The following is a 13,371-nucleotide window of genomic DNA, read 5'->3' as shown; positions in this document are numbered from 1 at the left end:
TTTCGGAAGGCTGCGCGATGACCGCCGGAACCAGCAAGGACGCCGTGAAAGCGGCACTCACCACCCAGTCCCTGGAGACCCCGTCCTGGGCATACGGCAACTCCGGCACGCGCTTCAAGGTCTTCGCGCAGCCAGGCGTCCCCCGCACGACCCGGGAGAAGATCGACGACGCCGCCCGGGTGCACGCCCACACGGGCGTGGCCCCCCGGGTGGCCCTGCACATCCCTTGGGACAAGGTCGACGACTACACGGCGCTCGCCGCCTACGCCGCCGAGCGCGGCCTGACGCTGGGCGCGATCAACGCCAACGTCTTCCAGGACGACGACTACAAACTCGGCTCGGTCACCAACCCGGACCCGGCAGTCCGGCGCAAAGCCCTCGACCACCTCCTCGAGTGCGTGGAGATCATGGACGCGACGGGTTCACGCGACCTGAAGCTGTGGTTCTCCGACGGCACCAACTACCCGGGCCAGGACGACATCCGCACCCGCCAGGACCGGCTGTCCGAGGCCCTGCACACCGTGTACGACCGCCTCGGCGACGACCAGCGCATGCTCGTCGAGTACAAGTTCTTCGAGCCGGCCTTCTACGCGACGGACATCCCCGACTGGGGCACGGCGTACGCCCACTGCCTCAAGCTCGGCCCGAAGGCTCAGGTCGTCGTCGACACCGGCCACCACGCCCCCGGCACCAACATCGAGTTCATCGTCGCGACGCTGCTGCGCGAGGGCCGCCTCGGCGGCTTCGACTTCAACTCGCGCTTCTACGCGGACGACGACCTGATGGCGGGCGCCGCCGACCCCTTCCAGCTCTTCCGGATCATGTACGAGGTGGCCCGCGGCGGAGGCCTCAGCGGGGACATCGCGTTCATGCTCGACCAGTGTCACAACATCGAGGCCAAGATCCCGGCGATCATCCGCTCGGTGATGAACGTGCAGGAGGCCACGGCCAAGGCCCTGCTCGTGAACGCCGACGCGCTGGCCGAGGCCCAGCGGACCGGCGACGTGCTCGCGGCCAACGCGTCGCTGATGGACGCGTTCAACACCGACGTCCGGCCCCTACTGGCAGAAGTCAGGGAGGACTCGGGGCTCGACCCGGATCCCATCGGGGCGTATCACCGGTCAGGCTGGCAGGAGCAGATCGTCAAGGACCGGGTCGGCGGCGAGCAGGCCGGATGGGGGGCATGAGCGGCATGAGCGAGATGACACAGCACGCACAGATCGAGGAACTGCTCGACCGCGCGCACCGCTTGGGCGCTGACCCGCGCAACACCAATTACGCGGGCGGCAACGCGTCGGCGAAGGGCACGGCCCTCGACCCGGTCTCGGGCACGGAGACCGGACTGATGTGGGTCAAGGGCTCGGGCGGCGACCTCGGCACTCTCACCGAGGACGGCCTCGCGGTCCTGCGCCTTGACCGGCTGCACGCGCTCAAGGATGTGTACGAGGGCGTGGACCGCGAGGACAACATGGTCACGGCCTTCGACTACTGCCTGCACGGCAAGGGCGGCGCGGCACCGTCCATCGACACGGCGATGCACGCTCTGGTGGACGCGGCGCACGTGGACCATCTGCACCCCGACTCGGGCATCGCCCTGGCCTGCTCGGCGGACGGCGAGAAGCTGACCGCCGCATGCTTCGGCGACACGGTGGCCTGGGTCCCCTGGCGCCGCCCCGGCTTCCAACTCGGCCTGGACATCGCCGAGGTGAAGACGGCGAACCCTGGGGCGATCGGCTGCATCCTGGGCGGCCACGGCATCACGGCCTGGGGCGACACGGCCGAGGAGTGCGAGCGCAATTCGCTGCACATCATCCGCACCGCCGAGGCGTTCCTCACCGAGCGCGGCAAGACCGACCCGTTCGGGCCCGCACGCGCCGAGTTCACGCCGCTGTCCACCCCCGAACGCCACCGCCGCGCGGCGGAACTGGCCCCGTACGTCCGCGCACTGGCCTCCCAGGACCATCCGCAGATCGGCCACTTCACGGATGTGGACGTGGTCCTCGACTTCCTGTCGAGCACCGAGCACCCCCGCCTCGCGGCCCTCGGCACCTCCTGCCCCGACCACTTCCTGCGCACCAAGATCAGGCCCCTGCTCCTCGACGTCCCGCCGGCCACCCCACTGGACGAGACGATCACCCGCCTGCGAGAGCTGCACACCACCTACCGCGAGGAGTACGCGAGCTACTACGCACGGCACGCCGCCCCGGACTCCCCCGCCATGCGCGGGGCGGACCCGGCGATCGTTCTCGTCCCCGGTGTCGGCATGTTCAGCTTCGGCAAGGACAAGCAGACGGCCCGCGTGGCATCCGAGTTCTACCTCAACGCGATCAACGTGATGCGGGGCGCCGAGGCGGTGTCGACATACGCCCCCATCCCCGAGCCGGAGAAGTTCCGCATCGAGTACTGGCCCCTGGAGGAGGCCAAACTCCAACGCCTGCCGAAGCCCAGGCCGCTGGCCACCCGCGTGGCCCTGGTGACCGGCGCGGGCAGCGGCATCGGCAAGGCGATCGCGCACCGCCTGGTGGCGGAGGGCGCCTGTGTAGTGGTGGCCGACCTGGACGCGGCCAACGCGACGGAGGTGGCAGCCGAGTTGGGCGGCCCCGACAAGGCGGTCGCCGTCACGACCGACGTGACGTCCGAAGCCCAGATCGCGGCGGCGTTCCAGGCCGCCGTGCTCGCGTACGGCGGTGTCGACCTGGTGGTCAACAACGCGGGCATCTCCATCTCCAAGCCACTCCTGGAGACCACGACCCACGACTGGGACCTGCAGCACGACATCATGGCCCGCGGTTCGTTCCTGGTCTCCCGCGAGGCGGCCCGCATCATGCGGAACCAGCGGTTGGGCGGCGACATCATCTACATCGCCTCGAAGAACGCGGTGTTCGCGGGCCCCAACAACATCGCGTACTCCGCGACAAAGGCGGACCAGGCCCACCAAGTGCGCCTGTTGGCAGCCGAGTTGGGCCCCGATGGCATCCGGGTGAACGGCATCAACCCGGACGGCGTGGTCCGCGGCTCGGGAATCTTCGCGGGCGGCTGGGGCGCGAAGCGCGCGGCGGTCTACGGGGTCCCGGAGGAAAACCTGGGCGAGTTCTACGCCCAACGCACCCTCCTGAAGCGGGAGGTGCTCCCAGAGCACGTGGCCAACGCGGTGTACGCCCTGACCGCAGGGGATCTCTCCCACACCACGGGCCTCCACATACCGGTGGACGCGGGCGTCCCGGCAGCGTTCCTCCGCTAATCCACACCCCGGCCCACAACTCCGCAGCCTCGCCCCACCGAACAAGCCTTTCCCGCCCACCCGCCCGATTGCCCGACAGCAAGGGTGAGTGGGGGAGGCGGAGGCCGGGGCATCCAGCATCGAGGCAAGGAGGGGGAGGCTGGGGGTGGGGCGCCGCACGCCCCGCAGCGTGGTGAAGCCTGCGCCCGATCACTTACAAGGGACAGGCGCCTCGGCCACCACGCACTCGCAGTGCGCAACGCTCGCGAGGGGACGTGTCGGTATGTCCGCACGGAGCACGTTGCCCACGTCTCGCGAGCCGAAGCAGCAGAACGCTCAGACCGAGATGGCGAGTACGGACATACCGGCGCGGCCCCGCCCCCAAGACGGGCGGTGCAGAACGAGCCGACCCGCACCCGCCGACACCAGCCCAGCCCGACGACAAGCACAGGCGCCAACCCCAAACCCCGGCCCAGCCCCAACCCAACGCCCCACCCGAACTACGGCCCCTGCGAGCCCCCATGCCCAGTCTCAGCCTCAACTCCAGCTCCAGCCCACACCACCGCCGACACCCCCGCCCTCACCACTTCGCCGCAATAGACCTAGGCGCATCCACCGGCCGCGTCATGACAGCCCAGCTAACCCCCGACACCCTCACCCTCACAGAAGCCCACCGCTTCCCCAACCGCCCCATCCGCACGGCCGACACCCTCCACTGGGACATCCTCGCCCTCTACGCCGGCATCCTCGACGGCCTCCGCACCGCAGGCCCCGTCACCTCCATCGGCATAGACGGCTGGGCGGTCGACTACGGACTCCTGGACGCGGACGGCGCCCTCCTGGGCAACCCGGTGCACTACCGGGACACCCGCACCGAGTCCGCGCCGGACAAGGTGTGGGCGACCATGCCCGCCCCCGAGCTCTACGCGGCGACCGGCATCCAGCACGCACCCTTCAACACCCTCTACCAACTGACCGCAGCCCAAGGCACCGCCCAACTCGCCGCCGCCGAACGCCTCCTCCTCATCCCGGACCTCATCACGTACTGGCTGACCGGCGAACAGGGCACGGAACTGACCAACGCGTCCACCACCCAACTCCTGGACCCGCACACCAAGACCTGGTCGCACGACGTCGCAGCGCGCCTAGGCATCAACCTCCATCTGTTCGCCCCCCTGCGGCACCCCGGCGACCCGGCCGGCCACCTACTGCCGCACGTACTGGAAGAGACCGGCCTCCCCACCACACCACCCACCCCCGTCACGACGGTCGCCTCGCACGACACCGCATCGGCGGTGGCCGCGGTCCCCGCCACCACCGACAACTTCGCGTACATCTGCACGGGCACATGGTCCCTGGCCGGCCTGGAGCTGGACGCCCCCGTCCGCACGGAAGCCGGCCGCGCGGCCAACTTCACCAACGAGCTGGGCATGGACGGCACGGTCCGCTACCTCCGCAACATCATGGGCCTGTGGCTGCTCCAGGAGTGCCGGCGCACCTGGAGCAGCGACCTCGACCTCGAACCGCTGCTGCGTCAAGCCGCCGAAGTCCCCGCCCTCCGCTTCCTGGTGGACGCCTCCGACCCCGCGTTCCTGCCCCCGGGCAACATGCCGCACCGCATCGCCCAGGCCTGCGCCGCCGCAGGCCACCCCGCGCCCACCACCCCCGCCGAGACGACTCGCTGCATACTCGACTCCCTGGCGCTGGCCCACCGTCAGGCCATCGAGGACGCCCAGCGCCTCACGGGCAGATCCGTGGACGTCGTGCACATAGTCGGCGGTGGCGCCCGCAACACGCTGCTCTGCCAGCTGACGGCGGACGCCTGCGGGCTGCCCGTCGTGGCGGGCCCGGCGGAGGCCGCCGCGCTCGGCAACGTACTCGTGCAGGCGAGGGCGCACGGCCTGACGGCGGACCGTCACGAGATGCGAGCCCTGCTTGCCCGCACCCAGCCGCTGACCCACTACGAACCGACGGGCGACCGCCGGACCCGTTCGGCGTGGGCCGAAGCGTCCCAGCGCATCACGTCCCAGCGCATCACGCCCCAACGCATCACGTCCCAACGCATCGCCGCACACCGACTCCCGTAACGCCGACGCAGCGCATACCCTGCATCCATCCGATGATCGACGAGGAGGAACCCGCGATGCGTGTCGCTCTGTTCCTGACGTGTGTCAACGACACGCTGTATCCGGACACGGGCCGCGCGGTGGTGAAACTGCTGACCAGGCTCGGCGTCGAGGTCGATTTCCCGATGGCGCAGACCTGCTGCGGACAGGCGCACTACAACACCGGCTATCGCCATCAGGCAGAACCGCTCGCCCGGCATTTCTCCGATGTTTTCGGGGAGGGCGGGTACGACGCGATCGTGACGCCGTCCGGCTCGTGCGGAGCGATGGTCCGCGAGCTGTATCCGCGTATGGGAGACCGGGCTCGGGCCGAGGGGCGGGGTGAGGGCCTTGCGACGGCGCTGGCGCCCGTGGTCCCCAAGACGTACGAGCTGACCGAGTTCCTGGTGGACGTGCTCGGTGTGACGGACGTCGGGGCGTACTACCCGCACACGGTGACGTACCACCCGACCTGTCACGGTCTGCGCTCCCTCGGCCTCGGGGAGCGGCCCGCCCGACTGCTCAGGTCGGTCAAGGGACTTGAGCTGCGCGAGCTGCCCGGCGCCGAGGAGTGCTGTGGCTTCGGCGGCACCTTCGCGATCAAGAACTCCGATGTCTCGGCGGCGATGGGCACGGACAAGGTCCGCAACGCCGAGTCGACGGGTGCCGATGTGCTGTGCGCGGCCGACAACTCCTGTCTGATGCACATCGGCGGGACGATGACCCGCCTCAGAAGCGGCGTACGTCCGGTCCACATCGCGGAGATCCTGGCGAGCACGGAAGAGGAGCCTCTGGCATGAGCGGCACATTCGTAGGCATGCCCGCCTTCCCCGAGGCCGCCCGCGAGGCCGTCGGGAACAAGACCCTGCGCGCCAATCTGCGGCACGCCACGCACACCATCCGGGACAAGCGCGCCAAGGCCGTCGCCGAGCTCGACGACTGGGCACAGCTGCGCGAGGCCGGCAAGCGCATCAAGGACGAGACGCTCCGCCATCTCGACCGGTATCTGGTCCAGTTGGAGGAGTCGGTCACGGCCGCGGGCGGCACCGTGCACTGGGCGGCGGACGCCGACGAGGCCAACCGCATCGTCACCGGGCTTGTGAAGGCCACGGGAGAGTCCGAAGTGGTCAAGGTCAAGTCGATGGCCACGCAGGAGATCGGCCTCAACGAAGCCCTGGAGGCCGAGGGCATCAGCGCCTACGAGACCGATCTCGCCGAGCTCATCGTGCAGCTCGGCAAGGACCGCCCCTCGCACATCCTGGTCCCCGCCATCCACCGCAACCGCGGCGAGATCCGCGACATCTTCGCGCGCGAGATGAGCGAATGGGGCCGCCCCGCGCCGGACGGTCTCACCGATACGCCCGCCGAGCTCGCCGAGGCGGCACGGCTCCATCTGCGCGAGAAGTTCCTGCGGGCCAAGGTCGGCGTCTCCGGGGCGAACTTCATGGTGGCCGAGACGGGCACGCTGGTCGTCGTCGAGTCGGAGGGCAACGGGAGGATGTGTCTCACCCTCCCCGAGACGCTGATCTCGGTCGTCGGCATCGAGAAGGTCGTGCCGACGTGGCGGGACCTCGAGGTCTTCCTCCAGACGCTGCCCCGCTCCTCCACGGCCGAGCGCATGAACCCGTACACCTCGATGTGGACCGGTACGACGGACGCGGAGACCGCCGACGGGCCGCGCGACTTCCATCTCGTGCTGCTCGACAACGGCCGCACCGACACCCTCGCCGACGAGGTGGGCCGGCAGGCACTGCGCTGCATCCGCTGTTCGGCATGCCTCAATGTCTGCCCCGTCTACGAACGGGCGGGTGGCCATGCGTACGGCTCGGTCTACCCGGGCCCCATCGGTGCGATCCTCAGCCCCCAACTCCGCGGCATCCAGAGCGAGATCGACGCCTCGCTCCCCTACGCATCGACGCTCTGCGGCGCCTGCTACGACGTGTGTCCGGTCGCCATCGACATCCCCGAGGTCCTGGTCCATCTGCGGGAGCGGGTGGTCCAGGGCGGCGAAGTGACCAGGAACGGCACGAAGGTGACGCTGCGGCCGGCGCGCGGGCATGCCGCGGAGCGGGCGGCGATGCGCGCGGCCGGCTGGGCGTTCGGCCGCCCGGGGGCGCTGCGCGCCGGCCAGCGGCTCGCCTCGCGCACCCGGCGCCTCCATCCGCGCACGCTCCCCGGCCCCGGTCGGGCGTGGAGTGCGACGCGGGACATGCCGCAGGTGCCGGCGGAGCCGTTCCGGGACTGGTGGCAGCGGACCGAAGGCGGCCGGGCCCAGAGGAGCGGGAAGAGGAGCGGCAAGTGAGCAGCAGAGACCTGATCCTGGGCAGGGTGCGACGCGCCCTGACCGACGTACGAGACGACGTACGAGCCGGTACACGAGCCGACGTGCGGGACGACGTACGGGGCGACGCGCGAGCCGACGGTGTGCCGTACTCCTACGACGGCACCGTCGAGCGCGGCTATCTGCGGGAGCACGGTGATCGCACCGCGGAGCAGACCGTCGAGCTGCTCGCCGAGAACCTCGCGGACTACCGGGCGATCGTGCATCGCGCAGAGGCGGGGCAGCTGCCGGAACTGCTCGGGCGGCTGCTCGCCGAGCGGGGCTCGCGCAGCGTGCTCGTGCCGGCCGCGCTGCCGACCGGCTGGCTGCCCGCGGAAGGACCGGAGCGCGTCGAGGACCTGGCCACGCACACCGCCCGGGAGCTTGACGAGGTCGACAGTGTCGTCACGGGCTGCGCGGTCGCCGTCGCCGAGACCGGCACGATCGTCCTGGACGGCGGCCCGGACCAGGGCCGCCGCCGCGTCACGCTCGTCCCCGATCACCACATCTGTGTCGTACGGGTCCCTGATCAGGTCGTCGCCTCCGTCCCCCTGGCACTCGAACGGCTCGACCCCGCCCGGCCGCTCACGTGGATCTCGGGACCGTCGGCGACCAGTGACATCGAACTGGACCGGGTGGAGGGCGTACACGGCCCGCGCAGGCTCGAGGTGGTGCTGGTGAGCGGAGTGTGAGGGGCGCGGTTAGCGTGAGTGCATGATCCGGTTCGAGCAGGTGACCAAGCGCTACCCGGACGGCACGACGGCCGTGGACGAGCTCTCCTTCGAGGTCGCGCAGGGTGAACTGGTCACGCTCGTCGGCCCGTCCGGGTGCGGCAAGACGACCACGATGATGATGGTGAACCGGCTCATCGAGCCGACATCGGGCCGCATCTTCGTCAACGACGAGAACATCGCCGATGTCGACCCGGTCCGGCTTCGCCGTCGCATCGGCTATGTCATCCAGCAGGTGGGGCTCTTCCCGCACCGGACCGTCCTCGACAACACGGCGACCGTGCCCGCGCTCGTCGGCTGGAAGAAGGGGAAGGCCCGGGCGCGTGCGGCCGAGCTGCTCGACCTGGTGGGGCTCGATCCGAAGATGTACGGCTCCCGCTATCCCGAGCAGTTGTCGGGCGGTCAGCGTCAGCGGGTCGGGGTGGCACGGGCGCTGGCGGCCGATCCGCCGGTCCTCCTGATGGACGAGCCGTTCGGGGCGGTCGACCCGGTGGTGCGGGAGCAGTTGCAGGACGAGTTCCTGCGGATGCAGGCGGCCGTCCGCAAGACGGTGCTGCTTGTCACGCACGACATCGAGGAGGCGGTCAGGCTCGGGGACCGGATCGCGGTGTACGGGCAGGGGCGCATCGAGCAGTTCGATACGCCGGGAGCGGTGCTCGGCACTCCTGCCACGCCGTATGTCGCCGAGTTCGTGGGCGCCGACCGGGGCCTGAAGCGGCTCTCGGTCACCGAGATCCAGGCCGACGACCTGGAGCAGCCGTCGGTGACCCGCCTCGACGAGCCCGCCCCGCAGGCCGCGGCCCGGCTGCGCGAGCAGGACGCGCGCTGGGCCGTCGTCCTCGACGCGGAAGGCGATCTGCACGGCTGGGTCGGCGTCGACGAGGTGGCGCTGGCCGGGGAGGGCGGCAAGGTCGGCGATCTGGCCCACCGGATGAAGGCATGGGTCCCCGTCGGCGCGCCGCTCAAGCAGGCCTTCGGCGTGATGCTGCAGCACGACGCGGGCTGGGTGGCGGTCCTCGACGGGGCCCACTTCCTCGGCGTACTGACCCCAGCGAAACTGCATGAGGCGCTGCGCCGCTCGGTGGACGCGGACGCGCAGGGCGTGCCGCGGGATCAGGTGGACTTCGACTCCGTAGCCGACGCGTAGGCCTTGCCGGCCGGGGGTGCGGTGTCCGGGCGAGCCCGGGGCCTTTGCGCCTGCGGCGAGCGGAGGTGTGTCAGCGCGCAACCCCTCTCGGGCAGAGGCAGTTCGGCACCGCCGCATGCCACCGTCCGGCTTGATCACCGTTGCGGCGGAGAGGGAGCCCGCCCCGGCCGAGAGGGGGTGCCCGTCCCGGCGGGGAGGGGGAGTGCCCGCCCTGGCAGGGAGGGGGTACCCCGCCCCGGCGGCGTCACAGCAAGCCCTTCTCCTCCAAATACGCCCGAGCAACGTCCTCCGGAAGCCTGCGCCAGCTGTCGACCTGTTCGTTCAGGGATGCCAGGTCCGGCGTCGTCAGGACGGCGTTCAGGTGGCCGAGTGCGTTGGCGACGCCCTCGCTGCCCGCGCGGGAGTGGTTGACGACCGGGACGATGTAGTCGGCGTTCTGGAGTTTCTTGTCGTCCTTCAGCAGGACCAGGCCGAACTCGTCGAGGGTGGCGTCCGTCGATGTCGTCAGGACCATCTGGTCCTGGCCGCTCTGCACGGCCTTCTTGGCCTGCGTCGTGCCCACGCCCTTGGGGTCGACGGCGGTGATGTCGATGCCGTAGACCTCCCTCAATCCCGGTTCGCAGTACGGGCGTTGCACGCATTCGTCGCCCGCGGCGAGCCGCACCGGCAGGCCGGACCTGCCGAGGTCGGTAAGGGTCTTCAGCCGGTGCTGCCGGGCGTAGGACGCGGTGACCGCGAAGGCGTTCTGGTCGACGGCCTTGCCCGGGTCGAGGACATTGAGGCCGCGGGGCGTGGCGAGGTCGCGCAGGGCCCGCATGGTGGCGTCGAGGTCGGGCGAGCCGACGGGCTGCGCGTCGGCGCCGTTCTTCTTGGCGTTCAGCCAGTCGGCGAACGTCGCCGCGTACTCGGGGACGACATCGATCTGCCCGGATTCCAGGGCCGGTTCATAGAGCTCGCGGTTGGCCACGGAGAGGATCTCCGCACCGTATCCGGCCTTGTTCAGGAGCAGTGAGTACATCTGGGCCAGCAGATCGCTCTCCGTGAACCCCGCGGAGCCGACGACCAGGTCGCGGCTGTCGCCGGGCGGCGCGGTGACCTCGCCCTGGGTCTCCAGGGACGGCCCGGACGCGCAGCCGGACAGGACGACGAGCGCGGCGGCGGCCAGCAGGGTCGGTCCGGTGCGCCGTCTCATCCGGCTCGGCCCGGTGCGCCGCCTCATCCGGCCCGCCCCTTGCCGCCCCGCGCCCACGCCGGGGCAAGGCGCTCGCCGATCTCGAAGAGCGCCTCGACGAGCAGCGCGAACGCGGCGACCAGGACGGCGCCCGCGACGACCTGGGGCGTGCTCGCGAGGTTGAAGCCCGCCGTGATGATCCGGCCGAGTCCCCCGCCGCCCGCGAGCGCCGCGATGGTCGCGGTGGCGACGAGCTGTACGGCGGCGATCCGCACCCCGCTGAGCACCAGCGGCATCGCGAGCGGCAGTTCGACGCGCCACAGCATCTGCCGCCCCGTCATCCCCATGCCCCGCGCGGCCTGCACGATGCTGCGGTCGACGCCGCGCATGCCGACGTACGCGTTGGTGAGCAGCGGCGGCACGGCGAACAGCACGAGGGCGACGACGGTGGGCCCTTCGCCCCAGCGTCCGATGGGAGTCAGGAGCAGGAGGACGAGGACGGCGAAGGTCGGGACCGCGCGGCCGATGTTGGAGATGTTCACGGCGAGCGCGCCGCCCTTGCCGAGGTGGCCGAGGACGAGCGCGACGGGCAGCGCGATGAGACAGCTGATCAGCAGGCACACCACGGTGAGGACGAGGTGCTGGGTGAGGCGGTGCCAGATGCCGTCGTCGCCCGACCAGTGCGCCGCGTCGGTGAGCCACTGCCAGGCCTCGCCGAGGGTGTTCATGAGCGGACCGCCCTCGTCCAGGGGGTGAGGATCCGTTGTACGCCGAGCAGCAGCAGGTCGGCGGCGACGGCGATGACGACGCACAGGACGGAGGCGGTGAGGACCTGCGCCTTGAAGTAGGTGTTCATGCCGGCGTAGATGAGGTTGCCGAGCCCGCCGAAGCCGACGATCGCGCCGACCGTGACGAGGGAGACGGCGGAGACGGTGGCGATCCGCAGGCCGGCCATCGCGGCGGGCAGTGCGAGCGGCATTTCGACGGTGAGCAGCAGCCGGATCGGGCCGTAGCCCATGCCTCGGGCGGCCTGGCGGGTGTCCTCGGGGACGCCGCGAAGACCGGCGAGGATGTTGCGGACGAGCAGCGTCAGCGAGTACAGGACGAGCCCGGCGACGACCAGGGTCGAGGACAGGCCGTACACGGGGAGCAGCAGCGAGAACATCGCGAGCGAGGGAATCGTGTAGAGGACCGTGGTGAGCGCGAGCACCGGGCCCGCCGCGAGGCCCCAGCGGCGGGCGATGACGGCGAGCGGCACGGCCAGCACGAGCGCGATGAGGACGGAGAGCGCCGTCAACTCCAGATGCTGGACGACCGCGTCGAGGATGATCTGGCGGCGGGTGCTCAGATACTCACCGCAGATCCACTCGTTGCGCGCGAGGCAGTCGTCCGGGGGCGCGGTCACCTGTCCATTTCAGCGGGCGGCGGCGGGGGACGGCGCGTTCTGGTCACCCGTACGGGCGGCAGCGCGCCGGACCCCGGCGGCCCGTCAGGTCCTGCGGCGGCGGAAGAAGACGAAGCAGGCGGCGGTGAGGCCGGCCGCGGTCAGGCCCGCGAGGGCCGGCGGGACGGCGCTGTCGCCCTCCGTGGCGGCGGCGGTGTTCTCGGCGTTCAGCGCTACGGCGTCGTCCTTGGCGGGGTTCTGCTCTCCCGCGGTGTCGCCGCCGTGGCCGTGGTGGCTCACCGTGGACTTGGACGCCCCGGCGTCGAGCTGCTTCTCGGTGGGCGACTTCGGGGTCCCCGCGGTCTGCGCGCCCTGGCCGAAGACGACGTCGGAGCAGCTGTAGAACGCCTCGGGGCTGTCATTGCGCTGCCAGACCTTGTAGAGCAGGTGGCGGCCCGACTTGTTCGGCAGGGTGCCGGAGAACTCGTAGTAGCCGGTCGTCGAGGTCTTGGCCGTGGCGGTCGTCGCCACCGGGGTGGATTCCAGGTCGGACCACTTCAGCGGCTTCGTCGGGTCATAGCTGTCTTTGGTGATGTACACGGTCATGGTGCCGGGATGGGCGGCCGTGACACGGAACTTGAAGTCGAAGGCACCGGCGGACACCTGCGTGGCGAGCCAGTCGGTGCGGGGCCAGTCGAGCGCCTTGTACTTCTCGCGGTTCGCCGAGCACAGCTTGCCGTCCGGGATGAGCTGCTGGTGCCGGCCGTTGGCGTTGGCGATGTTCACCTCGTTCCAGTCGTACAGCGGCTGGGTGCCGCTCGCCGCGATGAGGTCCTTGCACACCTGGGACTTGGGGGTCTCGGGGCCTTCCGCGTAGCAGGCCGCGACACGGCTGACGGGGTTGAACACCGCGCCGTGCGCACTGGCCTGACCCGGCGTGATCGAGACGAGCAGCGCGGACGCCGCGCCGAGCGCACCTAAGGAGGCGGCCTTGTGTCGAGCGGACATGGTGGGACTCCATTCAGGGCAGGGCACGGTGCCCCGAGGGGCGTGTGAGAGGAGAGTGGCATTGGCCTAGACCAAGCAGCAAGAGGTCTGCACCAATAATCTGCGGACCGCACCCCTCCCCCGCCGCGCACGGGCCCACCCCAGGCCGGGCATCGGCAATCCCCGAATCGGGTGGTTCGATCCGCCAGAGTGAATCGAACGCAAGATCACGGCCCGGCGGCCCGGCATCCCGGCCCTCGGCACCCGGCTTCGAACTTCAGCCCGAGACATCGCCCCCACGTCACC

General features: G+C 70.6%; 11 protein-coding genes. 7 read left to right on the top strand and 4 right to left on the bottom strand.

Features of this window, described 5'->3' with window-relative positions:
- The first annotated feature begins 17 nt into the window (after positions 1–17).
- From rhaI to OG453_RS36735, 7 genes are all read left to right on the top strand, one after another.
- On the top strand, positions 18–1,187 hold the full coding sequence (gene rhaI, locus OG453_RS36765) for an L-rhamnose isomerase (RefSeq protein ID WP_266872871.1): 1,170 nt from the start codon (positions 18–20) through the stop codon (positions 1,185–1,187).
- Between the two features lie 14 nt (positions 1,188–1,201).
- Positions 1,202–3,241 carry a bifunctional aldolase/short-chain dehydrogenase gene (locus tag OG453_RS36760; protein ID WP_266873265.1) on the top strand — a complete coding sequence of 680 codons (2,040 nt, stop codon included), beginning with the start codon at positions 1,202–1,204 and terminating at the stop codon, positions 3,239–3,241.
- Positions 3,242–3,846: 605 nt separating this feature from the next.
- Positions 3,847–5,307 (top strand): rhamnulokinase family protein, encoded by a 1,461-nt coding sequence (locus OG453_RS36755; protein WP_266872870.1) that lies wholly within the window; start codon positions 3,847–3,849, stop codon positions 5,305–5,307.
- A 56-nt stretch (positions 5,308–5,363) separates the two neighbouring features.
- Entirely contained in the window at positions 5,364–6,125 is a 762-nt protein-coding gene (locus OG453_RS36750; protein WP_266872869.1) for a (Fe-S)-binding protein, read from the top strand.
- Positions 6,122–7,627: a LutB/LldF family L-lactate oxidation iron-sulfur protein gene (locus tag OG453_RS36745; protein ID WP_266872868.1), complete on the top strand. Its 1,506-nt coding sequence runs from the start codon at positions 6,122–6,124 to the stop codon at positions 7,625–7,627. Before OG453_RS36750 ends, OG453_RS36745 begins: the two co-directional genes overlap by 4 nt.
- A complete protein-coding gene (locus tag OG453_RS36740; RefSeq protein ID WP_266872867.1) occupies positions 7,624–8,337 on the top strand; it encodes a lactate utilization protein C in 714 nt (237 codons plus the stop codon). The genes OG453_RS36745 and OG453_RS36740 overlap by 4 nt, the downstream gene beginning before the upstream one ends.
- A gap of 22 nt (positions 8,338–8,359) precedes the next feature.
- Positions 8,360–9,523: an ABC transporter ATP-binding protein gene (locus tag OG453_RS36735; protein WP_266872866.1), complete on the top strand. Its 1,164-nt coding sequence runs from the start codon at positions 8,360–8,362 to the stop codon at positions 9,521–9,523.
- Between the two features lie 244 nt (positions 9,524–9,767).
- Here the strand turns inward: OG453_RS36735 and OG453_RS36730 are convergent, their stop codons facing one another.
- From OG453_RS36730 to OG453_RS36715, 4 genes are all read right to left on the bottom strand, one after another.
- Positions 9,768–10,715, bottom strand: coding sequence for an ABC transporter substrate-binding protein (locus OG453_RS36730; protein ID WP_266873264.1), 948 nt, complete (start codon positions 10,713–10,715; stop codon positions 9,768–9,770).
- 23 nt (positions 10,716–10,738) lie between these two features.
- Entirely contained in the window at positions 10,739–11,422 is a 684-nt protein-coding gene (locus tag OG453_RS36725; RefSeq protein WP_266872865.1) for an ABC transporter permease, read from the bottom strand.
- Positions 11,419–12,099, bottom strand: a complete 681-nt coding sequence (locus OG453_RS36720; protein ID WP_266872864.1) for an ABC transporter permease — start codon at positions 12,097–12,099, stop codon at positions 11,419–11,421. Before OG453_RS36720 ends, OG453_RS36725 begins: the two co-directional genes overlap by 4 nt.
- Before the next feature lie 84 nt (positions 12,100–12,183).
- A complete protein-coding gene (locus OG453_RS36715; RefSeq protein WP_266872863.1) occupies positions 12,184–13,086 on the bottom strand; it encodes a lytic polysaccharide monooxygenase in 903 nt (300 codons plus the stop codon).
- Positions 13,087–13,371: the final 285 nt, after the last annotated feature.

This window comes from Streptomyces sp. NBC_01381 (assembly GCF_026340305.1).
In the GTDB taxonomy this organism is placed as follows: domain Bacteria; phylum Actinomycetota; class Actinomycetes; order Streptomycetales; family Streptomycetaceae; genus Streptomyces.
Note: the sequence above shows the minus strand (reverse complement) of the source record. Positions and strands in the feature narration are given on the sequence as shown.

Bases quoted from the DNA above. Each gene is read 5' to 3' on its own strand.
- rhaI (WP_266872871.1), top strand. From the start codon at position 18: ATGACCGCCGGAACCAGCAAGGACGCCGTGAAAGCGGCACTCACCACC.
- OG453_RS36760 (WP_266873265.1), top strand. From the start codon at position 1,202: ATGACACAGCACGCACAGATCGAGGAACTGCTCGACCGCGCGCACCGC.
- OG453_RS36755 (WP_266872870.1), top strand. From the start codon at position 3,847: ATGACAGCCCAGCTAACCCCCGACACCCTCACCCTCACAGAAGCCCAC.
- OG453_RS36750 (WP_266872869.1), top strand. From the start codon at position 5,364: ATGCGTGTCGCTCTGTTCCTGACGTGTGTCAACGACACGCTGTATCCG.
- OG453_RS36745 (WP_266872868.1), top strand. From the start codon at position 6,122: ATGAGCGGCACATTCGTAGGCATGCCCGCCTTCCCCGAGGCCGCCCGC.
- OG453_RS36735 (WP_266872866.1), top strand. From the start codon at position 8,360: ATGATCCGGTTCGAGCAGGTGACCAAGCGCTACCCGGACGGCACGACG.
- OG453_RS36730 (WP_266873264.1), bottom strand. From the start codon at position 10,715: ATGAGACGGCGCACCGGACCGACCCTGCTGGCCGCCGCCGCGCTCGTC.
- OG453_RS36725 (WP_266872865.1), bottom strand. From the start codon at position 11,422: ATGAACACCCTCGGCGAGGCCTGGCAGTGGCTCACCGACGCGGCGCAC.
- OG453_RS36715 (WP_266872863.1), bottom strand. From the start codon at position 13,086: ATGTCCGCTCGACACAAGGCCGCCTCCTTAGGTGCGCTCGGCGCGGCG.